This is a genomic window from Streptomyces sp. NPDC054866, from assembly GCF_053610745.1.
In genome coordinates, this window is sequence record NZ_JBSGZA010000002.1 from 644,844 (window position 1) to 670,833 (window position 25,990).

A 25,990-nucleotide genomic window follows, 5' to 3' on the forward strand; every position below is an offset into this window, starting at 1 on the left:
GGCCTCATGAACGGGATGCGGATCGGCGAGCTCGCCGGGATCGTCGGTGTCACCACGCGGGCCATCAGGCACTATCACCACCTCGGGCTGCTGCCCGAGCCCGAGCGGCGGGCCAACGGGTATCGGGAGTACGGGCTGCGGCACGCCGTCGTGCTCGCGCGGATCCGGCGGCTCACCGAGCTGGGGCTCGGCCTCGCCGAGGTGCGGGACGTGCTCGCGGACGACGCGGGGCGCGAGCTCGCCGAGGTGCTCGCGGAGCTGGACGCGGACCTCGCACGCCAGGAGGACGCGATCCGCGAGCGGCGGGAGCGGCTGCGGGTCCTGCTGGGGGACGCGGAGCGCGGGCAGCTGTCCGCCGAGGGGCCCGTCTCGCCCGAACTGGGCGCGTTCTTCGCCGAGATGGCCCGCTCCACCGCGGGCCGCGAGGGGCCGGAGTCCGCGATGGCCGCGAAGGACCGGGAGCTGCTCGCCCTGATCGACACGACAGCGCCCCCGGAGGATCGCGACAGGTTCATGGCCGCGCTGCACCCCGCGCTGTCCACTCCGGACGCCGTGGAGCGCGCGCACGAGGTGTACGCACTGCTCGACGCGCTCGCGGACGCCGACCTCGCCGATCCGCGTACGGAGGCGGCCGTGGAGGCGGCCGTGGACGAGGCCGCCGGGGCGCTCGCCGGAGCGCTGCCCGACTCCCTCCTGGAGGAGCTGGGCACCGAGGGCGTACGGGCGGTGGCCGATGGGCTCGGCCGCGGCGAGGACAGGTTCCTCGAAGCGTTCTTCTCCGACTTCGCCCCCGCCCAGGCGGAGGCCGTGCGCCGCGCGATGCGGCTGCTCATCGAGCGGGGCGCCCGGTGAAGGGGCCCGCGCGGGGCTTGCGTCCGGCCGCGCTGCTCCGGTGCGTCGCCTGGATCGTCGTACCCCTCGAACTCGTCCTTGTCGTCTGCCTGTCGGCGGGGGCCTCGCTCCCCGTCGGCGTACTCCTCGGCGTGGAGACCGCAGCCGCGGCGCTGCTCGCCGTCGGGGGCGCGGGGTTCGCGCTCGTGTACCGGCGGGGCGGGCGCGCGGCGGTCAGGGAAGTCGTGCCGGTGCCGGTGTGGCGGATCGTCGGGCATGAGGTGCGGGCGTTCTCCAGCCTGGCGCTGTGGGTGGCACGGCGGCGGCACGGCGTGCGGCAGGGGGATCTCGCGTTCGGACACGCCCGCGATCAGGCCGCGATGCTCTACGGCTTCGTCTTCGTCAGCGTCGTGGAGACCATCGGGGTGGCCGTGCTGCTGCGCGACTGGCCCACGCTCCACGCGATCACCCTGTTCATCGACGTCTACGGCGTCATCCTGATGCTCGGCATCCACGCGGCCTCCGTGACCCGGCCGCACGTGCTGTCCTCCGACGCGCTCCGCGTGCGCCAGGGCGCCCACCGGGACCTGCTGATACCGCTGGAGCGGATCGCCGCCGTACGCGGCGAGCGGCGTTTCACGCACGAGGCCGCCGAGGGTGTGCTCGACCTGCCCGTCGGCGCGCAGACCTCCCTCACGCTGGAGCTGACGGAGCCCGTCACGGCGGTCGGCTTCCTCGGCGGGCAGCGCCCGGTGACGACCGTACGGCTGCACGCGGACGAGCCTGAGCGGCTGCTGAGCGCCCTCACGCAGGCGCGAACCGCACCTTCGCCGCACCCGGGTCCGCCTGCGTGAGCCGCACCCGCAGCCGCTCCCCCAGCGGAAGACCGCCCGTGCCGCCCTCGACGCGGGCGACGATCGCAGGGTCGGTCAACTGGACGGTACCGGCGGCCGGTTCACGCTCCTGGACGTCCACCACCACCCCGTCGAAGATCTCGCCCACCCGGTCCTTGAGCAGCGCGGCCTCGACGAGGTCCACGCACTCGCGCTCCACGGTGTTGCCGCGCCGCGTACCGTCCGCCATCTCCTTGGGCAGCTCGGGCAGCGCGGCGAGCACCCACTGAGGCGGCTCGTCCCCGGCGACCGCCGCGAGGCAGAGCTCGGAGGCGTAGCGGTCGACGAGGCGGCGGAGCGGGGCGGTGCAGTGTGCGTAGGGGGCGGCGACGGCGGCGTGCGTGGTGAGGTCGGGGACGTCGCCGCCGCTGAACGCGGTGTATCCGGCGCCGCGCAGCAGCGTGGTGCACTCCTGGAGGAACGCCGCGTGGTGGGGCAGACGCGGGTCGAGGGAGCGGACCAGCTCGGCGTACGGGACATGGTGCGGCCAGTCGACCCGCAGGGCCTTGGCGGTGCGGCGGAGCCGGCCTACGGCGCCGTCCGGGGCGGTGGGCAGGGTCCGCAGGATCCCCGCCCCCGACTGGATCATGAGCTCGGCGGCGGCCATGCCGGTGAGGAGGGAGATCTGGGCGTTCCACCCGTCGGCGGGCAGCGGGGCGCGGAAGTCGAGTTCGTACGCGCCGTTCCGCTGGACGATCTCCTGCTCGGGCACGTTGAGGGAGATGCCTCCCCGCTCGACCTCCAGCTGCTCGCGCAGCCGCCCGATGTCGGCGAGCAGCGCGAGGGCCTCATCGGCGGTGCCGCCGTCGATGGCCTGCTGCACGCCGTCGTAGTCGAGCTTCGCGCGGCTGCGTACGAGGGCACGGCGCACGTCGGTGGAGACGGTCCGCCCCTCCCCGTCGAGGTCGATCGTCCAGAGCACCGCCGGGCAGTCCTGGCCCGGCAGCAGACTGGCCGCGCCCTCGCTCAGCGAGGTGGGGTGCAACGGCACCTTCTCGTCCGGGAAGTAGAGCGTGGTGACGCGCCGATGAGCTTCGGTGTCGAGCGGCCCGCCCGGCGTGACGTACGCGGCGACGTCGGCGATGGCGTACCGCACCCGGAAACCGCCGCCGTCACGCCGGGACAGGTGCATCGCCTGGTCGAGGTCGACGGAGGTGGGCGGATCGATGGTGAAGAGGGGGATGCCGGTCGCGTCGTACGCGGGCAGCCGTGGCGCGGCGAGAGCCCTCTCGGCGTCGGCGAGGACGTCCGCGGCAAAGCCCCCGGGGACATCCAGTTTCGTACGCAGCTCACGCAGCACGCCCCGCAACGGAGCTTCGGCTGCGCCGGTCACGCGGAGGTGGCGACGGGGCATGGGACGAGCGTAGGCGGGGAGGGACGGGGTGGCACGGCGAGGCGGGCCCTCTTCCCGGCTGGGGGCCGCGCGGGGCAGTAGGCGCGGGGGCGTGCGCGGGGTGGTGGTCGTCCGGCTTGGGGGCCGCGCCCGGGCAGCAGGCCCGTGCGCACGCGGGCCGGTGTTCCTGCGGCTTGGGGGCGGGGACGCGCCGGTATGTCCGTCCTCGCTATCGTCCGGTGGTCGCCTGGTCGCCTGGTCGCTTCGGCGCCGGAGTGCCGCGAACCGTGCTCCGGGCAGACATACCGGCACGTCCCCTCACGTGCGTCGCCGACCGCCGACGCGTGCGCCTGATGTCCAAATCGGTGGGGGCCGCCGGTGGTGAGGCCGCGGCATGAGCCGGGCGATTACGCTGGCGCGGGGCCGCATCCCCCGCTCGTGAATTCCGAAGGAGACCCATGCTCGTCCTGCTGCCGCCCTCCGAAGGCAAGGCGCCCTCCGGCCGTGGCACCCCCCTGAAGCCGGAGTCGCTCTCCCTGCCGGCGCTCGCGGACGCGCGGCAGGCTGTGCTCGACGAGTTGGTCGACCTCTGCGTGGCGGACGAGGAGAAGGCCCGTGACGTACTCGGTCTGAGCGAGGGCCTGCGCGGCGAGGTCGCGAAGAACGCCGAGCTCCGCACGGCGGGTGCTCGGCCCGCGGGCGAGATCTACACGGGCGTTCTGTACGACGCCCTTGGCCTCGCCACGCTGGACGCCGCCGCCAAGCGCCGCGCGGCCCGCTCGCTCCTGGTCTTCTCCGGGCTGTGGGGCGCCGTCGGCGTCACCGACCGCATCCCCTCCTACCGCTGCTCGATGGGCGTGAAGCTGCCGGGCCTCGGCGCGCTCGGCGCCTACTGGCGCGCCCCGATGGCCTCGGCCATGCCCGAGGCCGCGGGTGACGGGCTCGTGCTCGACCTGCGGTCCTCCGCGTACACCGCCGCGTGGAAGCCGAAGGGTGAGGTCGCGGACCGGACGGCGACGGTGCGGGTGCTGCACGCGCAGATGGTCGACGGGGTCGAGAAGCGGTCCGTCGTCTCGCACTTCAACAAGGCGACGAAGGGGCGGATCGTACGGTCCCTGCTCGAGACCGGCGCCCAGCCGAAGAACCCCGCCGAGCTGGTCGAGGCGCTGCGGGATCTCGGGCATGTGGTGGAGGCGCAGGCGCCGGCTAAGGCGGGCAAGGCGTGGGCGTTGGATGTGGTGGTGCGGGAGATTCACTGACCTCCCCACCCTCCCCGCTCCTGGGGTTGCAGCATGTGCAACACCCTTTGCGCATGCTGCGTACGCCGGGGCAGGATGCTCCCATGACTTCCCCCTCCGCCGCGGGCTCCGCCTCCCCCTCCGTGCTCGATCTCGCCCCCGTCGTCCCCGTAGTCGTCGTGGAGGACCTCGCCGACGCCGTGCCGCTGGCGCGTGCGCTGGTCGCGGGCGGGCTGCCCGCGATCGAGGTGACGCTGCGGACGCCCGCCGCGCTCGACGCGATCCGGGCCATCGCGGAGCAGGTGCCGGACGCGGTGGTCGGGGCCGGCACTGTCATCTCGCCCCAGGGCGTGGCGGACTCCGTGGACGCCGGGGCCCGCTTCCTGGTCAGTCCGGGGTGGACCGACACGCTGCTGGCCGCGATGAAGGCGTCCGGGGTGCCGTTCCTGCCGGGGGTTTCGACGACGTCCGAGGTCGTGGCGCTCCTGGAGCGGGGGGTGCACGAGATGAAGTTCTTCCCCGCGGAGGCAGCGGGCGGCACCGCCTACCTCAAGTCGCTCGGCGGGCCGCTGCCGCAGGCCCGCTTCTGCCCTACGGGCGGGATCGGCCTCGCTTCCGCGCCGTCGTACCTCGCCCTGAAGAACGTGGGCTGTGTGGGCGGCAGTTGGATGCTTCCCGCTGACGCGGTCTCGGCGAAGGACTGGCCCCGCATCGAGGCCCTGGCTCGCGAGGCGGCCACCCTGCGCTGATCCCTGCGGGTGCTTGGTGGCTGGCCGCTGGTCCCTGCGGGTGCTTGGTGGCTGAGCGCGCCGTTCCCCGCGCCCCTTCGGGGCGCCCCCCTGCGCCCTTACCTGCGGGTGCGTCGTGGTTGCTCGCGCCGTTCCCCGCGCCCCTTGCGGGGCTTGAGCCCCTATCGCAGGTGTGACGTGTCGTTCAGGAGGCGGACCGATGCGTTGCCGTCTCCGTAGTACGCCACCGCTGACACCGACGCCGCCGAGAGTTCCATGCGGAACAGGGACTCCGGGGGTGCGCCCAGCGCGAGGCGTACCAGTGTTTTGATCGGCGTGACGTGCGTTACCAGGAGCACCGTGCGGCCCGCGTACTCCGCGGCCAGGCGGTCACGCGTCGCCGACACCCTGTGGGCCACCGCCGTGAACGACTCGCCGCCCGGCGGCGCGGCATCCGGCGAGGCCAGCCAGGCGTTCAGCTCCTCCGGCTGGCGCTCCCGCACCTCGCCGAAGGTGAGGCCCTCCCAGGCCCCGAAGTCCGTCTCGCGCAGCCCCTCGTCGATGCGTACGTCGAGGCCCAGGCGGGCGGCGACGACCTGCGCGGTCTCCTGGCAGCGCTTCAGCGGCGAGGAGACGATCGCCTGGATCGTGCCGCGGGCGGCGAAGGCGGTCGCCGCCCGCTCGGCCTGCTCCCTCCCCACCTCGGAGAGGGAGGGGTCCGTACCCCCGCTGCCGGAGAACCGCTTCTGGGGCGTCAGCGCGGTCTCGCCGTGCCGCAGCAGTACGAAGGTGGCGGGGGCGCCCAGGTCGGCCGGTGCCGCCCAGCCGACGGGCGGGACCTGCGCCGCCACGTTCTCCGCAGCACGCGCGTCCAGCTCCGCCGTCGAGTCCGCCGGCTCCCACCGCTCGCCCCGCTTGCCCGCGTCCATCGCCTCGTTGGCGAGACGGTCCGCGTGCTTGTTCTTCTCGCGCGGGATCCACTCGTACGTCACCCGGTCCGGCGGGAAGATCCGCGCCGCCTCGGCGGCGAGCGGCTTCATGTCCGGGTGCTTGATCTTCCAGCGGCCCGACATCTGCTCGACGACCAGCTTGGAGTCCATGCGGACGTGGACCGAGGCGGCCGGGTCGAGTTCGTGCGCCGCCTTCAGACCGGCCACGAGCCCCTTGTACTCGGCGACGTTGTTCGTCGCGACGCCGATGTACTCCGCCGCCTCCCGCAGGGTCTCCCCGGTGGCCGCGTCGATGACGACCGAGCCGTAGCCCGCGGGCCCCGGGTTGCCCCGCGACCCGCCGTCCGCCTCGACGATGAACTCCCGCACGGCCACGGTCCCTTACAGACCCGACTCGGAGGTGCGGACCAGAATGCGGCTGCAGTTCTCGCACCGCACGACCGTGTCGGGGGACGCCGCCTTCACCTCGTTGACCCCGGTGATGTCCAGCTCGATGCGGCAGCCCTCGCAGCGCCGCTGGTAGAGCCTGGCCGCGCCGACGCCGCCCTCCTTGACGCGGAGCTTGTCGTAGAGCTTGAGCAGGTCGGCCGGGACCGAACCCGCCACGACCTCGCGCTCCTTGGTGACCGTGGCGGCCTCGCCGTCGATCTCCTCGAAGGCCGCGTCACGCCGGGCCGTCGCGTCGTCGATCTTCGCCTGGACCGAGGAGACACGTTCCGCCAGCTCGGAGACGCGCTCCTGGGCGGACTCGCGGCGCTCCATGACCTCCAGGACGACGTCCTCCAGGTCACCCTGGCGCTTGGCGAGGGAGGCGATCTCGCGCTGGAGGTTCTCCAGGTCCTTGGGGGACGTCACGGCGCCCGAGTCGAGGCGCTGCTGGTCGCGGTTGGCGCGCTGGCGCACCTGGTCGACGTCCTGCTCCGCCTTGATCTGCTCGCGGGCGCAGTCGCTCTCCTCGGTGGTCGAGGCGACGTGCAGGTCGCGCAGTTGCGCGATGTCCTTGTTCAGCGACTCGATCTCGGCGTGCTCGGGCAGGGACTTCTTCCGGTGCGCCAGCTGCTGGAGGCGTACGTCGAGTGCCTGGACGTCGAGGAGTCGGATCTGGTCGGCGGGCGCGGCGTTCAGTTGGGGGCTCCTGTTGTGTCGGTATTCGAGGCCGCGTGGGCGGTCCAGGGGTCGGTGACCGTCTTGGAGACGTGGACGCGAAGTCCCCATCCGTGACGGTCGGAGATCTGATCGAGCTGCGCGGCGGCCAGCTCGCACCACGGCCACTCGGTGGCCCAGTGCGCGGCGTCGAGCAGCGCGAGCGGAGTCTGTGCGCGGGCCTCGGACACCGGGTGGTGGCGCAGGTCCGCGGTGAGGAAGGCGTCCACGCCCGACGCGCGTACGTCGTCGAAGAGGCTGTCGCCGGAGCCGCCGCTGACCGCGAGGGTACGGATGAGCTGCTCCGGATCGCCCGCGACGCGGATGCCCTGTGCGGTGGCGGGCAGCCGCTCGGCCGCGCGGGCGGTGAGCTCGCGGAGCGTCAGGGGGTGTTCGAGCTCGCAGATCCGGCCGAGGCCGCGGCGGCCGTGGGTGTCTGCCGGGTCCGGTACGAGGGGGCCGACGATCCGGACGTCGAGCGCACCGGCGAGGGCGTCGGAGACGCCCGGGTCGGCGCGGTCCGCGTTCGTGTGGGCGACGTGCAGCGCGACGTCGTTCTTGATGAGGTCGTGGACGACGCGGCCCTTGAACGTGGACGCCGCGACCGTCGTCGTGCCGCGCAGATAGAGCGGGTGGTGCGTGACCAGGAGCTGGGCGCCCAGCTTCACCGCTTCGTCGACGATTTCCTGTACGGGATCGACGGCGAAGAGGACCCGGGAGATCTCCGCGTCGGGGTCGCCGCAGACGGTGCCGACCGCATCCCAGCTCTCGGCCAGTTCGGCGGGCCACAGGACGTCGAGGGCGGCGATGACTTCAGACAGACGGGGCACGGAGAAAGGCTACCTTCCCGCTGCGCTCGGCATGTCGTACGTTACGCACCGCTACGGGCTGCTACTGAGCGCCCCTTGCGGGGGCGCTACTTGACGAGGAAGCCCCTGAGGTCGCCCAGGACCTCGTTCGCCGCCGTCACACCAAGACCCAGGTACCAGGTCTCGTCCGGGACGTTCTTGGCCTGCCCGTCCTTGACCGCGTCGAGCTTCTTCCACAGCGGGTTCTTCTCGGCCTCGGAGCGGCCCGTCTTCTTCGGGTCGCCGTAGACGCCGGTGAAGATCCAGTCGGCGTCGGCCTCGTCGATCTTCTCGGTGCTGATCTCCGTGGCGAGGTCGTTGACCTGCTGGTTCTTGGGGCGGGGCAGGCCGGTGTCGGCGAGGATCGTGCCGATGAAGGACGCCTTCGCGTAGAGACGGACGCGGTCCGGCATGTAGCGGAGCATCGTGATCGTCGGCTTGTCGTCGCCGAGGTCCCGGCCCAGGTTCCTCGCCTTCTCCTCGTACGCGGCGAGCTCCGTCTTCGCCTTGGCGGTCTTGTCGAGCGCGGCCGCGTTCAGAAGGTAGTTCTCCTTCCACGTGAAGCCGGGGCGGATGGAGAAGACCGTCGGGGCGATCTTGGAGAGCTGCGGGTACAGCTTGGCGGCGCGCAGCTCGCTGCCGAGGATCAGGTCCGGCTCGAGGTTCGCGATCGCCTCCAGGTTGAGGGCGTTGATCGTGCCCACGTCCTTGGGGCTGCCCGCGTCCTTCTTCAGGTAGCCGGGGATGCCGTCGTCGCCCTCGGTGGGGGCGTAGCCGACGGGCTTGATGCCGAGCGAGACGACGTTGTCGAGCTCGCCGACGTCCAGGACGACGACCCGCTTGGGCTGCGCCTTGAGCTCCGTCTTGCCGCGGGCGTGCGTGATGGTGCGCGGGAACTCGCCCGGCTTCGCCGTGGTGCCCATCTTCGCGGTCTGCTCGGCGGCCTTCGTGAAGTCCTCGCCGCCCTGGGCGACGGCCTTGCTGCCGCTGCCGTTGTCGGACTTGCCGGAGCCGTCGCCGTCACCGGACCCGCAGGCCGCGAGGGAGAGCGCGCCGGCCACGGCGATGGCGACCGCGGCGGTGGCCCGGTGGCGGCGGGGTCGTACGGACCGTGGGGACGGGGAAAGCGGTGCCATCGGTGCTCCAGGCTCCAGGGGGTGTGCCGGGGCTGCCGCTTCCGCGGGCCCGCAGCCACTTAGGTTCGCCTTACTTTAAGCGCGCCCTCCCCACCCAGCACAACCACCCCCACCCCCTCAGGCGAATCGGTACATCGCCACCCTTCTGTGTGAAGCGGGCGGCCACAGGTGCCACGGCAGTGCGTGCGAAAACTAGCTTCGTGGCCCGGAGGTTTCCCCATGACAGCGCCCACGCTTGAGCCCGAGCCCATGACCGCGCCGACGTCTCCCCCGGCGCCCGCGACACCCCCAGTGATAACCGCCGACGGTGCGTACGCCGCCCGCCTCGCCCACGAAGGCGGTTCCTGGTTCCCCGAGCGCTGGACCCTCGACTCCCCCGAGCCGTACGCGGTGCCGCTGCCCGGCAGCCAGCCCGAGGAGCCCGGTACGGAGGTGCTCCCGATGGCCGACGGACGGGTCCTGATCCACCGCGTGGTCGACGGACGGCACGCGTTCGCGCTCCTCTACCCCACGGGTCCGAAGACCGGCGAGATCCCGCTCGGCGCCGTCGAGTGCGGCGAGTCCCGTCTTACGCTGCTGCCGCCGTCACCGGTCGGCAGCCACGCGTACGCGCTCGCGGTGGGCGCGGGGTCGACGGCCCTGTGGCTTGTAGCGGGCGGCGCCTTCGGGCCCGAGCACGTCGCGGAGATCCCCGGACACTGTTCGGGCGGGGTCTGGCTGGACGGGGAAGGACGGATGCTGGCCCTGGACCGGGAGTTGGACGGTCAGGTCAAGGCGGTGGCGGTGGATCTGGAGCGGGCCGGCGAGGTGTCGCCGCTCCTCCAGATCGCCGACGAGAGCGACGACCGGCTGCTGCTCGCGGACCCCGACAGCGGGCTGCTCCTGATCCGCTCGGACGCACCGGGCCACGACAGGCTCGGCTGGGGGGTCCTCGGGGGTACGCGCCCGGTGCGCTTCCCCGAGTGCCTGCGCCTGCCCGACCTCGCGGTGACGCCGTTCGCCATCCAGCCCGGTCAGACGCTGACGCCGGAGAGCTGTGCGGTGGCGCTGCGGATCGACGGGGCGGCGGGTAGCTGGCTCGGCCTGTGGCGTCCCGCCGAGCGGCGCCTGCATCAACTGGCCGCTCCGGAGGGGTGGTTGGCGGGCGCGGGGTGGTGGACGCGGGAGGGGGCGCTGCGGCTTCCGTACGTGACGGGGGCGGTTTCCTGCGGGGTCGCGGAGGTGGAACCGCCGGCTCCGGCGGCGGCGCCTGGGCCGGTCGCCGCGCGGCCTGTTCCGTTGCAGCAGGCGCCTCTCACGGGGCGTGCGGGCGTTGGTTAGACTCGCTCGGCTGTACGAACGATCTTCTTTACCGGTTTACGGGGTGAGTGTGTTGATGACGACCGAGATCAGTACGGAATCCGAGCGGAATCCCGAGCCGCGGGAGGCGGCGGGCGGTTCCGGCGCCGGTAGGCATCGGGGGCCTGTGGCTGAGCATGATGGCCCTGCGGCGCCGCGGGGGCGGCATCGTCGGCCGGGCAACGAAAACTGATTGACTCCCCAACCCCACCCCTTCCCGAAAACCGTGCCTGCGCCCCGGACCTACCTGGGGCTCCGCCCCAGACCCCGACAAGATGGCCTCAAACGCCGGCCGGGCTGGATATATCCAGCCCGGCCGGAATCTTCCAGCCCGTCCGGCGTTTGAGGACGAACTCGGCGGAGCCGGTGATGACGGCAACCAAGGCCCCCGCGCCAGAGCGGGTTTTTGGGAAGGGGCGGGGTTGGGGAAAATCACCCCCGCTTCAGGCCCAGCACCTCGGACGCCGCGAAGGTCTCATTCGCAGGCCGCCCCGCGTAATAAGGCGACAGGACCCCGTCCAGCTCCTCGTACGTGAAAACCTCCTTCGCCGTGTCGAACTTCGCCGCCACCTTGGGGCGTTCGACCACCGCCACCATGCCGCCGTGGACCACCAGCAGCTGCCCATTGACCCCACCCGCCGCAGGCGACGCCAAGTAGCCGACCAGCGGCGCCACATGCTCGGGAGCGAGCGCGTCCAGTTCGCCCGCGCCCGGCTCCTGGTACCCCGCGAAGACGTCCTCCGTCATCCGGGTCCGCGCCCGGGGGCAGATGACGTTCGACGTCACGCCGTACTTGCCGAGGGCCAGCGCGCTCGACGTCGTCAGGCCGACGATGCCGCCCTTCGCCGCCGCGTAGTTCGGCTGGCCCGCGGAGCCCGCGAGGAACGCCTCCGAGGACGTGTTGACGATCCGGCCGTACACCGGCTCGCCCGCCGCCTTGGACCGCTCACGCCAGTGCACGGACGCGAAGTGCGTCGTGTTGAAGTGACCCTTGAGGTGGACGTGGATGACCGAGTCCCATTCGCCCTCGCTCATCGAGAAGATCATCCGGTCCCGCAGGATCCCCGCGTTGTTCACCAGGATGTCGAGCTTGCCGTACGTGTCGACCGCCAACTGGACGAGCCCGCGCGCCTGTTCGTGGTCCGCGACGTCGCCCAGGTGCGCGACCGCCTGACCGCCCGCCGCCCGGATCTCCGCGGCGACCTCCTCGGCGGGCGTCGCCGACGCCTCGCCCGAGCCGTCACGGCCCGGCTGACCGAAGTCGTTGACGACGACGCTCGCGCCGAGCCTGGCGAGTTCGAGGGCCTCCGCACGACCGAGCCCCCGGCCCGCGCCCGTCACGATCGCGGCCAGACCTTCGAGTGGCAGTGGCGATGGCAATGGCTGTGACATCTGGGATCGAAGTCCTCTCAGATCTCGATGCACGTACGCAGCGCGACGCCCGTACGCATCTGGTCAAGCGCTTCGTTGATCTCGGAGAGCGGCACCCGGTGGGTGATCATGCTCTCCAGGTCGATCCGGCCCGCGCGCCACAGCGCGATGGCCCGCTCGTAGGACTGCAGGACGTCGCCGCCGCCGTACATGGACGGCAGGATCTTCTTCTCGTCGAAGAACAGCTCGAACATGTTCAGCTGGAGGTTGTCGTCCATGGCGCCCGCGCCGACGATGACGAGCGTGCCGCCGCGCCGCGTCGTCTCGTACGCGGTGCGGGCCGTGGCGGACTTTCCGACGACCTCGAAGACGTAGTCGAAGCCCTCGCCCGCGGTGATCCGCTGCTTGGCGTCCTCCAGCGCATCCGGTGCGACCGCCTCCGTCGCGCCGAACCGCAGCGCGGCCTCGCGCCGCGATGCCACCGGGTCGACGGCGATGATCTGCGCCGCGCCCTTGAGCCGCGCGCCCTGGATCGCGGAGATGCCGACGCCGCCGCAGCCGATGACGGCGACCGAGGAACCGGCTTCCACCTTCGCGGTGTTGATGGCCGCGCCGAGCCCCGTCGTCACCCCGCAGCCGATCAGGGCGGCGATGTCGAAGGGCACGTCGTCCGGGATCGGCACGGCGCAGCCCGCGTCGACCACGACCTCCTCGGTGAAGGTGCCCGTACCCGCGAAGCCGAAGACATCGCCGCCGGGGCGCTTGAAGTTGGGGGTGCCCGCGTTCATGAAACCGGCGAGGCAGAGCTGGCTCTGGCCGCGCTTGCACGCCGGACACGTGCCGCAGGCGGGCAGCCAGCAGATCAGGACCCTGTCCCCCTGGCCGAGTCCGCTCACGCCGTCGCCGACGTCGACGATCTCGCCCGCGCCCTCGTGGCCGGGGATGAACGGCGCGGGCTGCGGCAGTACGCCGTTCATCGCGGAGACGTCGGAGTGGCACAGGCCGGTGGCCCGCACCCGGATCTTGACCTTGCCGGGACCGAAGCCCGTCGCCTCGACGTCGTCGAGGACTTCGAGCTTGTCCTGGCCTATCTCGTGCAGTACGGCTGCGCGCATGGTGCGGCTCCCCTCATACGAAGACTCAGGCGTGTACGACGATTCAGGCGTGCTCGACGATTCAGGCGTGCTCCACGATCGTGTCGGCGAGCACCGGCGCGTCGTCCCGCTCGACCGCCGTCACCGCCACCTGGACGCGGCCGCTCTCGGGGCGCCACATCCGGATCCGCAGGGTCTCCCCGGGGAAGACGGTCCCGGTGAAGCGCGTGCCGTAGCTCCGCACCCGTGACACGTCGCCGCCGAGCAGAGTGTCGACGACGGCCTTGAGCGTCATCCCGTACGTGCACAGGCCGTGCAGGATGGGGCGGTCGAAGCCGGCGAGCTTGGCGAACTCGGGGTCGGCGTGCAGCGGGTTCCAGTCCCCGGAGAGTCGGTAGAGCAGCGCCTGCTCCTCGCGGACGGGGCGCTCGACGGTCAGGTGCGGCTCGCCCTCGGGGGCCGGGAGGCGGGTGGAGGGGCCGCGTTCGCCGCCGAATCCGCCTTCGCCGCGTACGAAGATCTGGGCGTCGCTCGTCCACAACGGGCCCTCGGCGTCGGCCACTTCGGTGCGCAGGACGAGGATCGCGGCCTTGGTCTTGTCGTACACGGCGGCCACCTTGGAGGTGGTGACGGCCTTGCCCTTGACCGGGATCGGGCGGTGCAGCGTGATGCTCTGGCCGCCGTGCAGGACCGCGGCCAGGTTCACCTCGACTCCGGGGGACGAGAGCCCGCCGAGCATGCCCATCCCGGCGCCCGCGACAGTGGCGAAGCTGGGCAGGACGTGCAGCTTGGACTCCAGGGTGTAGCGCAGTTCGTCGGGGTCGGTGGCGGGGACGCCCGCGCCGAGGCCCAGGTGGTAGAGCTGGATGTCCTTGTGATCCCAGGTGATCTCGGCCGACCTGGGCTCCGCGGCCAGTGCTTTCGCGGCATCGATGGGCATGTGGTGGCAGCTCCTTGGCCGGTCTGAAGACCTCGGTGCGGCCGTCCGCACCGTCGGTCGCACCGAGGTCGCAACAGGGCCGGAAAGGAGCCCGTTCTAGAACGCGTTCCAGTCCGGCGATCCCATGTATAGCCGAGCGTCCGGTAGTTGTGAAGACTCCTGACGTCACGTCAGATTCACCCCTGATCAGGCGTGTGACATTTGTACCGGCCAAGTCCGTACACCCACGTCTGCCGCGAGGCGGCCTCGGGTCCGTAGCGTCAGCGCCATGACGAACGAGCTCTACGAGGGACCGCGATGAAGGGCTTTTGGCAGCGGCACGCACGCCTCGCGGCCTGGAAGGACAGCGGCAGGGCGCAGCTCGCCGAGATGCGGGAGCGGGAGAAGTCCGGCCGGAGCAGGCCCGAGGACCTGGGCCCGCCCAACGGCTTCGCGATGCTGCCCTGGCTCCTGATGGGCATGGGCTCCTTCTCCAACCTCCTCCAGGGGAAGACGGGGAACCCCTGGCTCGGCGGTCTCGGCCTGCTGGCCTTCAACTCCCTCTACATCGCCGTGGTGTTCCGCGCCTTCGACAAGCGGGCGCGGGAGGCGCGCGTCACCAAGCAGCTGCTGCTCGCGCTGACCGCGGTCACCTTGGCCCTCACCATCGGCTACGGCGACAGCTGGCTGATGTTCTTCCCGCTGCTCGGCCTGGCCACGGGCGCGGCGCTGCGGGGGCGGCAGCTCGTTCCCACGGGGATCGCCCTGAGCGTCGCGGCGGCAGTGGTCGGCGGGCTGAAGGACGGCTGGGACGCGGCCGGCATCGCGTACGGCACGTTCATCTCGGTCATGGTGACGGCGGCGATCCTCGCCCTCTCCGAGACGGTGAAGGAACTGCGCGCCACACGTGAGGAGTTGGCCCGCAGCGCCGTCGAGAAGGAGCGGCTGCGCTTCTCGCGGGACCTGCACGATCTGCTCGGCCACACGCTCTCGGTGATCGTCGTGAAGGCGGAGGCGACGCGCCGTCTGGCGCCCCGTGACCTGGACGCAGCGCTCGGCCAGGTCTCCGACATCGAGTCCGTCGGCCGCCAGGCCCTGACCGAGATCCGCGAGGCGGTCACCGGCTACCGCGAGGGCAGCCTCGCCACGGAGCTCGACCGGGCCCGTGACCTCCTGGACGCGGCGGGCATCGAGGCGGTCGTACGCCAGTCGGGGCCGCCGCTGGCTCCGCAGACGGCGGCGCTGCTCGGCTGGGTCGTCCGGGAGTCCGCCACGAATGTCGTACGCCACTCAAGGGCGACCCGCTGCGAGATCGAGGTGGCGGGCACCGCCGAACGGACTCGGCTGCTGATCACCGACGACGGCCGCGGCGTAGGCTCGGGAAAGCCCGGCAGCGGGCTGAAGGGCCTGGCCGAGCGCCTCGCGGCGGCGGGCGGCTCCCTGGAGTCCGGCCCCGCGCCGCGCGGCGGATTCTGGGTCACAGCGGAGCTGCCGGTCACCGAGCCAAGCCCCGGACCCGGTCCTGCTTCCGGTTCCTGCCCCGTCGCGGAGGAGCGCACCCCATGATCAGAGTCCTGCTCGCCGAGGATCAGGGCATGATGCGGAGCGCGCTGGCGCTGCTGCTCGGCATGGAGCATGACATCGAGGTCGTCGCGCAGGTGGGCGCGGGAGACCAGATCGTGGACGCGGCGCTGAACTCCCGGCCGGATGTGGCGCTCCTGGACATCGAGCTGCCGGGCATCAGCGGGATCGACGCGGCTGCGGCGTTGCGGGAGGAGTGCCCCGAGTGCCGGGTCCTCATCCTCACGACCTTCGGCAGGCCCGGCTATCTGCGCCGGGCCATGGAGGCGGGAGCGGTGGGCTTCCTGGTCAAGGACGGCCCGGTGGAGGACCTGGCGGAGGCGATCCGGCAGGCGCTGCGGGGCGAGACGGTGATCGACCCCGCGCTCGCGGCGGCCGCCCTGAGCGCGGGGCCGAGTCCGCTGACGCCACGGGAGGCGGATGTCCTGCGGGCCTCCGTGGACGGGGCGACGGTCGCCGACATCGCGTCGAAGCTGCACCTCTCGGAGTCGACGGTGCGGAACTATCTCTCGGGGGCGATCGGGAAAACGGGGACGCGGAATCGCATGGAGGCGGTACGGGAAGCGAGACAGCGAGGCTGGCTTTAGCCGACCCAGGGACACAAGATGTCCTCAAACGCCGGACGGGCTGGAACTATCGCTCAGCCCCGTCCCGCGGCATCCAAAGCAGCAGCACAAGGACCCCGGCCAGCAAAATGCACCCACTAGTCCGGAACGCCATCGCGTACCCCGCGGTAAGAGCCTCCGGAGTCGTGGAACCCCCCATCCGCGACGCCGAAACCGTCGAGAGCACCGCGAGGCCCAGCGCCCCGCCCATCGTCCGTGACGTGTTGATGAGCCCGGAGACAAGCCCCGCGTCCTCCGGGTCCGCCCCCGAAGTGCCGAGCGAAGCCAGCGGCGTCGTGGCGAGACCCGCGCCGAGCATCATCACGATGCCGGGCAGCATGATCGAGGTGACGTAGCCGCCGTCGGCGGTCATCAGGGACTGCCAGCCGAAGCCCGCCGCCGCCACCAGGATCCCCAGCACGGACACGTTCTTCGCGCCGAGCACCCGCATCAGCCGCGGCGCCAGCTTGGAGCCGAGGACGATCGTCAGCGAAGAGGGGATCAGGGCGAGGCCCGCCTTGAGGGCCGAGTAGCCGAGGACGTTCTGCGCGTACAGCGTCATGAAGAACCACATGGCGAACATGCCGCCGCCGCACACGAACATCGCCGCGTTCGCCGCCGACACCGACCGCACCCGGAACAGCTTCAGCGGCATCAGCGGAACCCTTGTACGCGCCTCGACCAGGAGGAAGAGGCCGAGCAGCAGGAGCCCGGCGGCCAGCGGCACCAGGGTCGCCGTCGCCGTCCAGCCCTTCTCCTCCGTCTGCACGATCCCGTACGCGAGCGTGGCGAGCCCCGCCGTCACGAGCACCGCGCCCGGCACGTCGAGGCGGCGCGCCTGGCCGGCCTTGCTCTCGGTGAGCCAGGCCACGCCCGCGACGACGACGAGCGCGCCGATCGGCACGTTGATGAGGAGCACCCAGCGCCAGGAGAGCAGGTCGGTGAGGACCCCGCCGACGAGACCGCCCGCGGCGCCTCCTCCCGCGCCCACCGCCGCCCAGGTCCCGATCGCCCGTATCCGGGCAGGGCCCTCGGGCACCGCCGAGGTGAGGATCGTCAGGGTCGAAGGGGCGAGGACCGCCGCGCCGAGCCCCTGCACGGCCCGCGCCACGAGCAGCTGCCACTCGGCCTGCGCGAGCCCGCCCGCGAGCGAGGCCACCGTGAAGAGCCCGAGACCCACCAGGAACATCCGCTTGCGCCCGAAGAGGTCGCCGGCCCGACCGCCAAGCAGCATGAAGCCCGCGAAGGCGATCGAGTACGCGTTGACCACCCATTGCAGTCCGACGGCGCTCATGCCCAGGTCGGAGCGCATCGAGGGCAGGGCGGTGTTCACCACGGACACGTCGAGGACGACCAGGAACTGCCCTGCGCAGGCGGTGAGCAGCACCGCCCACACGGGCGCGGACTTCCGCGACGGTGCGGCTATGTAAGTGTCGGGGGGCGTTTGGACCATGACAGGAATGGTGCCAGGGTCCGGGCTCCGTATGCATCGGGGCATCGACGCAGAGGACCTCGGCCTCGGGTCCTAGGACCCGAGGTCCTCTCCGTTTCCCGCCGTTCAGCCCTTGCGCAGCAGCGTCACCACCGCCGCTCCCCCGAGGCCGATGTTGTGCGCGAGTCCCACCCGGGCCCCCGCCACCTGCCGCGCGTCCGCCTGGCCCCTCAACTGCCAGGTGAGCTCGGCGACTTGGGCGATGCCCGTCGCGCCGAGCGGGTGCCCCTTGGAGATCAGGCCGCCCGACGGGTTCACCACCCACCGCCCGCCGTAGGTGGTCGCCCCGCTCTCGACGAGCTTTCCGGACTCCCCCGCCGCGCACATGCCGAGCGCCTCGTAGGTGAGGAGCTCGTTGATGGAGAAGCAGTCGTGCAGCTCGACGACGTCGACGTCCTCGATGCCGAGGCCCGACCTCTCGTACACCTGCCGCGCCGCCGCCCTCGACATGGGCTGCCCCACGACGTCGATGCACGAGCCCGACGCGAAGGACTCCCCGGTGTCCGTGGTCATCGCCTGCGCGGCGATCTCCACGGCGCGCTCCTGGAGGCCGTGCCGCTCCACGAACCTCTCCGACACCACCACCGCGGCGGCCGACCCGTCCGACGTCGGCGAGCACTGCAGTTTGGTGAGCGGACGGTGGATGGTCTTGGCGGCGAGGATCTCGTCGACGGTGTACTCGTCCTGGAACTGGGCGTACGGATTGTTCACCGAGTGCCGGTGGTTCTTCGCGCCCACCGCGGCGAGCTGCGCCTCGGTCGTGCCGTGCTTCTCCATGTGCTCGCGTGCCGCGTTGCCGAAGATCTGGGCGGTGGGCGGGGTCATCTCGAAGCCGTGGCGTGCCGCCATCACGCCGTAGTGCCGGGCCACGGGGGACGTCTTGAAGTCTCCCCCGTCGCTCCCGCCCCCCAGCGCGCCCCGCGCCATCTTCTCGAAGCCCAGCGCGAGCACGCAGTCGTTGATGCCGCGCTCGACGAACTGCCGCGCCATCATCAGCGCGGTCGACGCCGTCGCGCAGTTGTTGTTCACGTTATAGACGGGGACGCCGGTCAGGCCCAGTTCGTACACGGCCCGCTGGCCCGCCGTCGAGGCCTGGAAGCAGTAGCCGACCGGGACCTGTTCCACCTGCTCGTACGAGATTCCGGCGTCGTCGAGCGCCTTGGTGCCCGCCTCCTTCGCCATGTCCCAGTACTGCCAGTCCCGCGTCTCGGGCTTCTCGAACTTCGTCATTCCGACGCCGACTATGTACGCCTTCACAACCCGTCTCCTTCGATGGATCAGATGATGGGGCGCGGCTCGGGGTCCCTCGGCAGGCCGAGGAGCCGCTCCGCGACGACGTTCAGCTGCACCTGCGTGGTGCCGCCCGCGATGGTCAGGCAGCGCGACATCAGGAAGCCGTGCAGCGCCCGCTCCCCTGCGCCCTCGCGCACCGCGCCCGCGGGCCCGAGCAGTTCGAGGGCGAGCTCGGCGACCTTCTGCTGATGCGGGGTCTGCACGAGCTTGCGTACGGAGGCCCCGGCCCCCGGCTCCGCGCCCGCCACCTGCCGCATCGTCGTGCGCAGGCCGATGCAGGCGAGTGCGTGCGCCTCGGCGGCGAGCGCGCCGATCCGCGCGCGGCAGGCGCCGTCGAGCTCACCGGCGCGTCCGATGAGCGCCTCCAGGCCGGTGTCGAAGGTCAGCTGGTCGGCCATGTGGACGCGTTCGTTGCCGAGCGTGTGGCGCGCGACCCGCCAGCCGTCATTCACCTCGCCGACGACCGCGTCGGCGGGCAGCAGGACGTCGTCGAAGTAGACCTCGTTGAAGAGGGAGTCCCCGGTGATCTCCTTCAGCGGGCGGATGTCGATGCCCGAAGCCCGCTTCATGTCGATGACGAAGTACGTGAGCCCCTTGTGCTTGGGGGCGTCGGGGTCCGTACGGGCAAGCAGGATCCCGTGGTCGGCCCATTGCGCCGCGCTCGTCCACACCTTCTGGCCGTTGACGAGCCAGCCGCCCTCGACCCGCTCCGCCCGCGTCCGCAGCGCGGCCAGATCCGAACCGGCCCCGGGCTCGCTGAACAGCTGGCACCACAGCACCTCGCCCCTGAGCGTCGGCGCCAGGAACCGCTCCTGCTGCTCACCCGTCCCGTACGCGATGAGCGAGGGCACCACCCAGGTGGCGATCCCGAGATCGCTGACCCGCACCCCGGCAGCCGCCAACTCCTCCTGTACGACGAGCTGTTGGACGGGGCCCGCGCCCAGGCCGTACGGCTCGGGCAGGTGCGGCGCGGCGTAGCCGGTCGGCGCGAGTGCCTTGCGCGCGGCGGCCGGGTCGAGCCCCCGGGCCGCCGCGACGGCCTCGCGCGCCTGCTCCCGGTACGCGTCCGCCTCATCGGGCAGCTCCATCCGCAGCTCGCGGCGCGCCCCGCCCTCCGCGAGCCGCACCGCCCGCAGCCGATGCCCGTCACCGGTGCCGAGCAGCTGCCGGGCAACCAGTGACCTGCGCAGATACAGGTGCGCGTCGTGCTCCCAGGTGAAGCCGATGCCGCCGAGAATCTGGATGGAGTCCTTGGCGCAGGAGTACGCGGCGTCGAGCGCGGCTCCGGCGGCGAGCGCGCAGACCAGGCCCCGCGCCTCCCGCGACGTCTCGTCCGCCGCCCGCGCCGCGTCCCACGCGAGCGCCCGCGCCTGTTCGAGCCGCACCAGCATGTCCGCGCAGAGGTGCTTGACCGCCTGGAACTGCCCGATCGGCCGCCCGAACTGCTCCCGCGCCTTCGCGTACTCGGTGGCGGTCTCAAGCGCCCATCCCGCGACACCGCACGCGTCGGCCGCGTACACGGCACACGCGAGATCCCGTACGAGCGCGGCGTCGACAGCGAGCACCCGCCCGGCCGGGACCTCCACCCCGTCCGCCGTCACCTCGGCGGTGGGCCGCGTCGGATCGGCGCTCTCCTGCGTACGTACGGTCAGCTCGGCCGCGTCGACGGCCAGCCACTCGGTTCCGCGCGCGGACTCCGCGGCCAGGATCAGCAGGTCGGCGTCGGCTCCGGAGAGGACGGGCGGCGCGGTGCCGTCGAGGAGGTAGCCGTCCGCCACGGACACCGCGGTCAGCGTGCCCGCGCCGAGCGCGACGGCGCCGATGCGCGCCCCGGACGCCAGGTCGGCGGCAAGCTCGCGGGCGCCCGCCCGGTGCAGGACGGCCGAGGCGAGGGAGCTCGCCAGGTACGGCCCCGGGAGCGCGGCCCGCCCGGCCTCCTCCAGGACGACGGCGAGGTCCACGAGGTCGCCGCCCCCACCGCCGCACTCCTCGGGCAGGTGCACCGCGAGCAGCCCCTGCTCGGCGAGCCCGTCCCAGTGGGCGGGCCTGGCGCCCTCTCCGGGCGGCGCGTCGTCGAGCAGCTTGCGTATCTCCTCGGGCGGTACGGCGCGGGCGGCCCAGCCGCGCACGGCCGCCGCCAACTCCCGCTGTTCCTGCGTGATTCCGATGCCCATGCGCGTCCTCGCCGGTAGCAGCTTCCGGGACGGCGACAGGCTAGAACACGTTTCAGTTCGATGGAAGTCTGACGGAAGGTCAGATACGGGCCCCCTAAGGGTCCGCTCCGGGTCCGCTTCAGCGGTGGACGCGAGCCTCCCCTGACCGCCCGGTTAACAACAGGTCAAGAATTCCCCTCGTACGACATCCGTCGGAATAGTCGCCCAGGGAAACAGGTTCGCACTGCACGTACCCCTGCCACCCTTTGCACCGCCCCCGGAGGCCCCACGTAATGACGCAGTCGACGACCCACCAACGCGGCACCCGCGGAGTCGTCCCCGTACTCGCCTTCGCCGGCATCGTCGTCGCGGTGATGCAGACGCTCCTGGTGCCGGTCATCAAGGACCTGCCGACGCTCCTGAGCACCACGCCGTCGAACGCCACCTGGGTCATGACGGCGACGCTGCTCGCCGGCGCCGTCTCGACCCCGATCATGGGCCGCCTCGGGGACCTCTACGGCAAGCGCCGCATGCTTCTGATGAGCCTGGCCGTGATGGTCGTGGGCTCCCTGATCTGCGGCTTCACCGACAACCTCGTCGTGATGATCGTCGGCCGCGCGCTCCAGGGCTTCGCGATGGGCGCCATCCCGCTCGGCATCGGCCTGATGCGTGACGGGCTGCCCCGCGAGAAGCTCGGCTCCGCGATGGCCCTGATGAGCTCGTCCATCGGCGTCGGCGGCGGCCTCGCGCTGCCGCTCGCGGCACTGACCGCGCAGAACGCCGACTGGCACGCCCTGTTCTTCGGCGCGGCGGGCCTCGGCGTCGTCTCGATGCTCCTGACCGTCCTCTTCGTACCCGAGAGCACGGTGAAGGCGCAGGGCACGTTCGACGTGGCCGGTGCGCTCGGCCTCTCCGCGGGTCTGGTCCTCTTCCTCCTCCCCATCACCAAGGGCAGCGACTGGGGCTGGACCTCGGGCCTGACGCTCGGCCTGTTCGGCGCGGCGGCGGTCGTCCTGGTCCTGTGGGGCGTGATGGAGCTGCGCCTCAAGGCACCGCTGGTGGACCTGCGCACCACGGCACGCCCCGCGGTCCTGTTCACCAACCTGGCCTCGATCATGGTCGGCGTGGCGTTCTACGCGATCTCGCTCGTCCTGCCGCAACTGCTCCAGCTGCCGACCGCCACCGGCTACGGCCTCGGCCAGTCCATGGTCGTCGCGGGTCTGTGCGTGGCGCCGCTCGGTCTGACGATGATGTTCACGGCCCCGGTCTACGCCCGCCTCTCGGCGAAGTACGGCCCGAAGGTGACCCTCATCCTCGGCATGCTGATCATCGCGATCGGCTACGGAGCGGGCCTCGGCCTGATGAGCGCCGCCTGGCAGACGATCATCATCGCGGTGGTCGTCGGCGCGGGCATCGGCCTCGCCTACTCCTCGCTCCCGGCGCTGATCATCGGCGCGGTCGACCCGTCTGAGACGGGCGCGGCGAACGGCCTGAACACCCTGATGCGCTCGATCGGTACGTCGGTGTCGAGCGCCGTCATCGGCATGGTCCTCGCCAACACGGCGGACCACGTGGGCGGCGTCGCGATCCCCACCATGACGGGCTTCCGCACGTCGTTCCTGATCGCCACGGGCGCGGTGGCCCTGGGCCTGGTCTTCGCCCTGTTCCTGCCCTCCGCCCGCCGCTCGGCCAAGACGCAACTGCGGGCCAGCAGCGAGGAGGACGCGAACCTGCGGGCCGCGGAGGAGGCGCTGGCCGGATTCCACGGCCGGGTACTGAGCCCCTCCGGAGCGCCGGTGGCCCGCGCCAAGGTGACACTGATCGACCGGCGTGGACGGCAGGCGGGGGCGGCGCTCACGGACGAGGGCGGGCGATACTCGCTCTCCGTCCCGGGCGACGGCTCCTACGTCCTCGCCGCGACGGCCGCGGGGCATGCGCCGCTTGCCTCGGCGGCGGCGCATCGTGGGGACGACCTGGCGGTGGAGCTGGATCTGCTGCTGCCGGGTGGGAGTGATGTGCCGGCGTAGGGGGCCTGCGGGGCTCTGATGTCCTCGAACGCCGGACGGGCTGAAACTCATCAGCCCGTCCGGCGTTCGAAGACGAACTCGGCGAAGCCGGTGATGAGGGCAACCAAGGCCCCGCCTCCCTGACTGCCCAGGCCATGCGGCAGCATAGGTCGGCCCGAGACGCACCCATCGGCCCGGGACGCACCCATCGCATTGACGACCGGGAGGAACCCCATGGCCGCCCCCCAGCCCAAGCCGGAGATTCTCGCCGCCTTCGAAGCGGCCAAGGGCTTCATGCCCGCCGGTGAGGGCCTCGCCCTGTACGCCGCGGCGACGGAAGCCGCGGCGCTCGGCTTTCCGCTCCTGGAGGTCGGGACGTACTGCGGCCGCTCCACGATCCTGCTGGCGGACGCCGCACGCGAGGCGGGCGTCACGGCCATCACCGTGGACCACCACCGCGGCAGCGAGGAGCAGCAGCCGGGCTGGGAGTATCACGATCCGGCGACGGTCGACCCAGAAGTGGGGCGGATGGACACGCTCCCCACCTTCCGCCGCACGCTGCACCACGCGGGCCTGGAGGAGCACGTGATCGCGATCGTCGGCCGCTCCCCGCAGGTGGCGAAGGCCTGGGGCGGGCCGCTGGGCCTGGTCTTCATCGACGGCGGCCACACGGACGAGCACGCGACGGGCGACTACGAGGGCTGGGCCCCGCACATCGCGGAGGGCGGCCTGCTCCTGATCCACGACGTCTTCCCGAACCCCACGGACATCATGACGGGCCAGGCCCCGTACCGCGTCTACCTCAGGGCCCTGGAGTCCGGCGCGTTCACCGAGGTCTCGTCAACCGACTCCCTGCGCGTCCTGCGGCGAACGGGAGCGGGGATCTGACCTCGCGGTTAGAGTCGCTGTCGTGTCGTACGTAGGTCCGGACAGCCAGCCCCCACGCCCGCCCCGCCGTTTCAGCGGCGGCCCCCTCACGGTGACGCTCGCCGCGCTGGTGCCGACGTGCCTCGCGGGGTGGCTCATCTACGAGGCGACGAGCGGCCCCGGTGGCAGCGAGCCACCCAGAACGCTCCCCTCCACGAGCCAGTCCGCGCAGGGTTCGGCGTCCTCAGCGAAACCCTCCCCGTCGGCCTCCGAGAAGGACGACGGCAAGGGTGACGAAGGCGACAAGGGCGACGGCAAGGCGAGTGACGAGCCCAGCGCGTCGAAGCCTCCGAAGTCTTCGAGCCGCCCCGCCGCCTCCGGCCCCCTCAAGGGCAAGGTCGTCGTCGTCGACCCCGGTCACAACACGGGCAACGGCAAGCACACGGCCGAGATCAACAAGCTGGTGAACGTCGGCACGCACCGCAAGGAGTGCGACACCACGGGCACCTCCACGAACAACGGTTACACCGAGGCCCAGTTCACCCTCGACGTCTCGCGCCGCCTGCGCACGCTGCTGGAGAAGCAGGGCGCCACGGTCAAGTTCACCCAGGACGGCGACCGCCCCTGGGGCCCCTGCGTCGACGAGCGCGCCCGCATCGGCAACAACGCCCGCGCGGACGCCGTCGTCTCCGTCCACGCCGACGGCTCCGCGGCCGGCAACCGCGGCTTCCATGTGATCCTTCCCGCGTCGGTGAAGTCCGGCGCCGCGGACACCTCCAAGATCGTCGTCCCGTCCCGCGACCTGGGCGAGCGCATCGCGGGCAAGTTCGTGCTCGCGACGGGCAGCGCCCCCTCCAACTACGTCGGCGACGGCACCGGACTCGACGTACGCAAGGACCTGGGTGGCCTCAACCTGTCCACGGTCCCCAAGGTGTTCATCGAGTGCGGCAACATGCGGGACGCGAAGGACGAGGCGTTGCTCACCAGCGGCACCTGGCGGCAGAAGGCGGCTCAGGGGATCTCGGACGGAATCGTGAGCTTCCTGCGGGGATAACGGGTCGGTAGCGGGTCGGTAGGGCCTCAGGTCTTTATCCCAAGCAGACACCCCACCCGCGTGAACGATAATGTCCTCCGTACGATGGGGGGCCATCCCCGCGCTCAGCACCACGACCTTGGGGCGAGCGACGCCTCCACCGACGAGACGACTTACGAAGGACCTGAAGTGAATATCCGCTCTCTCACTCGAGGCGACGGCGTGGTGATCGGGGCAGCGGTGTTGCTGTTCATCGCCTCGTTCCTGGACATCTTCGACGTCGAAGACGCTCCGGACTCGCTGGACATGCCGAACGCCTGGAACAGCGGTCCGGTACTGATGGGCGTCACCCTGGCCGGGATCATCGGTGCCGTCTGCATCGTCGTCTCGCGCGGTCTGCCGACGCCCCCGAAGGTGCTCGGCCTCGACCTCGGACACTTCGGTGTCGCCTTCGCCATCGCCGCCGCCTGGAGCGCCCTCGGGCAGGTCTTCGACCCGTCCAGCGGTTACGACAACGTGGGCTCGGGCGGGGGCGATACCGGTGTCGACGCCGGCATCGGCCTCATCCTCTCCCTGATCGCCACGCTCATCCTGGCCGCCGGTGCGATCCTCGCCCTGACGGTCCCCGCCTTCAAGGCCCCCCTCGTCGGCGCCCCGCGCCCCGCCGCCCCCCAGCCCTACGGCGGTCAGCCGCAGGGTGGTTACGGGTACCCCGGTGCGCAGGGTCAGCCGCAGCAGGGGCAGCCGTACGGCGCTCAGCCCGGTCAGCCGCAGCAGGGTCAGCCCTTCGGCGCCCAGCCGGGTCAGCCGCAGCCGGGGCAGCAGACGCCGCCTCCCGGACAGGCGCAGGCCACCGGTGACTTCTCGCCGTTCTGGTTCGCCGTGCCGGTGCCGCGTCCGCTGTACGCGGAGGACGGTTCGCCGACGCCGATCGCCGAACTGGCGCCCGGTACCTGGTACTTGGCCGTCGAGCAGCGCGGTCCCGGCCTGGTGGCCCAGACGCAGGACGGCCGTCGTGGCGTGCTGCAGGACACCACGGGGATCCAGCGCGGCTGAGTCCCTGCCACAGGCAGCATCGCGGCCCCTCGCCCTTCCGGGCGGGGGGCCGTTGTCGTACAGTCGCCACCCTGCACTGAAC

Annotated in this window: 22 protein-coding genes; 11 read left to right on the forward strand and 11 right to left on the reverse strand. The window is 71.8% G+C overall.

Translation table 11 applies throughout. The annotated features are described in order from the left end of the window. Nucleotides 1-15 precede the first annotated feature (15 nt). Both ACWGI2_RS11675 and ACWGI2_RS11680 read left to right on the forward strand, forming a co-directional pair. Nucleotides 16-852 carry a MerR family transcriptional regulator gene (locus ACWGI2_RS11675; protein WP_453395887.1) on the forward strand — a complete coding sequence of 279 codons (837 nt, stop codon included), beginning with the start codon at nt 16-18 and terminating at the stop codon, nt 850-852. A gap of 17 nt (nt 853-869) precedes the next feature. Further along, nucleotides 870-1,685, forward strand: coding sequence for a hypothetical protein (locus ACWGI2_RS11680; RefSeq protein WP_453695047.1), 816 nt, complete (start codon nt 870-872; stop codon nt 1,683-1,685). On the opposite strand, the gene ACWGI2_RS11685 is transcribed toward ACWGI2_RS11680, so the two are convergent. Beyond that, entirely contained in the window at nt 1,636-3,078 is a 1,443-nt protein-coding gene (locus ACWGI2_RS11685; RefSeq protein WP_453695048.1) for an RNB domain-containing ribonuclease, read from the reverse strand. The genes ACWGI2_RS11680 and ACWGI2_RS11685 overlap by 50 nt on opposite strands. A 437-nt stretch (nt 3,079-3,515) precedes the next feature. Here ACWGI2_RS11685 and yaaA point away from each other — a divergent pair, with 437 nt between their 5' ends. Together yaaA and eda are read left to right on the forward strand one after the other, a co-directional pair. Continuing rightward, nucleotides 3,516-4,316 (forward strand): peroxide stress protein YaaA, encoded by an 801-nt coding sequence (gene yaaA / locus ACWGI2_RS11690; protein ID WP_453695049.1) that lies wholly within the window; start codon nt 3,516-3,518, stop codon nt 4,314-4,316. A gap of 83 nt (nt 4,317-4,399) precedes the next feature. After that, complete coding sequence (gene eda, locus ACWGI2_RS11695) at nt 4,400-5,044, forward strand: bifunctional 4-hydroxy-2-oxoglutarate aldolase/2-dehydro-3-deoxy-phosphogluconate aldolase (RefSeq protein WP_453695050.1); 645 nt, start codon at nt 4,400-4,402, stop codon at nt 5,042-5,044. A gap of 161 nt (nt 5,045-5,205) precedes the next feature. Here the strand turns inward: eda and ACWGI2_RS11700 are convergent, their stop codons facing one another. The 4 genes from ACWGI2_RS11700 to ACWGI2_RS11715 all read right to left on the reverse strand — a co-directional run bounded on the left by ACWGI2_RS11700 (nt 5,206) and on the right by ACWGI2_RS11715 (nt 9,100). Further along, on the reverse strand, nt 5,206-6,342 hold the full coding sequence (locus ACWGI2_RS11700) for a bifunctional RNase H/acid phosphatase (RefSeq protein ID WP_453695051.1): 1,137 nt from the start codon (nt 6,340-6,342) through the stop codon (nt 5,206-5,208). Between the two features lie 12 nt (nt 6,343-6,354). Next, entirely contained in the window at nt 6,355-7,098 is a 744-nt protein-coding gene (locus ACWGI2_RS11705) for a zinc ribbon domain-containing protein (protein WP_453395888.1), read from the reverse strand. Next, on the reverse strand, nt 7,095-7,946 hold the full coding sequence (locus ACWGI2_RS11710) for a Nif3-like dinuclear metal center hexameric protein (RefSeq protein WP_453695052.1): 852 nt from the start codon (nt 7,944-7,946) through the stop codon (nt 7,095-7,097). Before ACWGI2_RS11710 ends, ACWGI2_RS11705 begins: the two co-directional genes overlap by 4 nt. 86 nt (nt 7,947-8,032) lie before the next feature. Then, a complete protein-coding gene (locus ACWGI2_RS11715; RefSeq protein WP_453695053.1) occupies nt 8,033-9,100 on the reverse strand; it encodes an ABC transporter substrate-binding protein in 1,068 nt (355 codons plus the stop codon). Nucleotides 9,101-9,319: 219 nt separating this feature from the next. Between ACWGI2_RS11715 and ACWGI2_RS11720 the strand changes: the two genes are divergently transcribed. Next, nucleotides 9,320-10,420, forward strand: a complete 1,101-nt coding sequence (locus ACWGI2_RS11720; RefSeq protein ID WP_453695054.1) for a hypothetical protein — start codon at nt 9,320-9,322, stop codon at nt 10,418-10,420. 450 nt (nt 10,421-10,870) lie between these two features. Here the strand turns inward: ACWGI2_RS11720 and ACWGI2_RS11725 are convergent, their stop codons facing one another. From ACWGI2_RS11725 to ACWGI2_RS11735, 3 genes are all read right to left on the reverse strand, one after another. Continuing rightward, on the reverse strand, nt 10,871-11,830 hold the full coding sequence (locus tag ACWGI2_RS11725; RefSeq protein ID WP_453695055.1) for a 3-oxoacyl-ACP reductase: 960 nt from the start codon (nt 11,828-11,830) through the stop codon (nt 10,871-10,873). A 17-nt stretch (nt 11,831-11,847) separates the two neighbouring features. Then, nucleotides 11,848-12,924, reverse strand: a complete 1,077-nt coding sequence (locus ACWGI2_RS11730; protein ID WP_453695056.1) for a Zn-dependent alcohol dehydrogenase — start codon at nt 12,922-12,924, stop codon at nt 11,848-11,850. A gap of 61 nt (nt 12,925-12,985) precedes the next feature. After that, complete coding sequence (locus ACWGI2_RS11735) at nt 12,986-13,843, reverse strand: MaoC/PaaZ C-terminal domain-containing protein (RefSeq protein ID WP_453695057.1); 858 nt, start codon at nt 13,841-13,843, stop codon at nt 12,986-12,988. 297 nt (nt 13,844-14,140) lie between these two features. On the opposite strand from ACWGI2_RS11735, the gene ACWGI2_RS11740 reads away from it, so the two are divergent. Beyond that, complete coding sequence (locus ACWGI2_RS11740; RefSeq protein ID WP_453695058.1) at nt 14,141-15,388, forward strand: sensor histidine kinase; 1,248 nt, start codon at nt 14,141-14,143, stop codon at nt 15,386-15,388. Further along, nucleotides 15,385-15,990, forward strand: a complete 606-nt coding sequence (locus tag ACWGI2_RS11745) for a response regulator (RefSeq protein WP_453695059.1) — start codon at nt 15,385-15,387, stop codon at nt 15,988-15,990. The genes ACWGI2_RS11740 and ACWGI2_RS11745 overlap by 4 nt, the downstream gene beginning before the upstream one ends. 46 nt (nt 15,991-16,036) lie before the next feature. Here ACWGI2_RS11745 and ACWGI2_RS11750 read toward each other — a convergent pair whose 3' ends face one another. The 3 genes from ACWGI2_RS11750 to ACWGI2_RS11760 all read right to left on the reverse strand — a co-directional run bounded on the left by ACWGI2_RS11750 (nt 16,037) and on the right by ACWGI2_RS11760 (nt 20,967). Further along, a complete protein-coding gene (locus ACWGI2_RS11750) occupies nt 16,037-17,461 on the reverse strand; it encodes an MFS transporter (protein ID WP_453695060.1) in 1,425 nt (474 codons plus the stop codon). 105 nt (nt 17,462-17,566) lie between these two features. Next, the gene (locus tag ACWGI2_RS11755; protein WP_453695061.1) at nt 17,567-18,757 is read right to left on the reverse strand and encodes a lipid-transfer protein; all 1,191 of its coding nucleotides are present in this window, start codon (nt 18,755-18,757) and stop codon (nt 17,567-17,569) included. 20 nt (nt 18,758-18,777) lie between these two features. Then, nucleotides 18,778-20,967, reverse strand: coding sequence for an acyl-CoA dehydrogenase (locus ACWGI2_RS11760; protein WP_453695062.1), 2,190 nt, complete (start codon nt 20,965-20,967; stop codon nt 18,778-18,780). Between the two features lie 272 nt (nt 20,968-21,239). On the opposite strand from ACWGI2_RS11760, the gene ACWGI2_RS11765 reads away from it, so the two are divergent. From ACWGI2_RS11765 to ACWGI2_RS11780, 4 genes are all read left to right on the forward strand, one after another. Further along, complete coding sequence (locus ACWGI2_RS11765; RefSeq protein WP_453695063.1) at nt 21,240-22,973, forward strand: MFS transporter; 1,734 nt, start codon at nt 21,240-21,242, stop codon at nt 22,971-22,973. A gap of 213 nt (nt 22,974-23,186) precedes the next feature. Continuing rightward, nucleotides 23,187-23,840: a class I SAM-dependent methyltransferase gene (locus ACWGI2_RS11770; RefSeq protein WP_453695064.1), complete on the forward strand. Its 654-nt coding sequence runs from the start codon at nt 23,187-23,189 to the stop codon at nt 23,838-23,840. Nucleotides 23,841-23,862: 22 nt separating this feature from the next. Next, nucleotides 23,863-24,873, forward strand: a complete 1,011-nt coding sequence (locus tag ACWGI2_RS11775; RefSeq protein ID WP_453695065.1) for an N-acetylmuramoyl-L-alanine amidase — start codon at nt 23,863-23,865, stop codon at nt 24,871-24,873. Between the two features lie 168 nt (nt 24,874-25,041). Beyond that, nucleotides 25,042-25,908 (forward strand): hypothetical protein, encoded by an 867-nt coding sequence (locus ACWGI2_RS11780; RefSeq protein WP_453695066.1) that lies wholly within the window; start codon nt 25,042-25,044, stop codon nt 25,906-25,908. Nucleotides 25,909-25,990 lie beyond the last annotated feature (82 nt).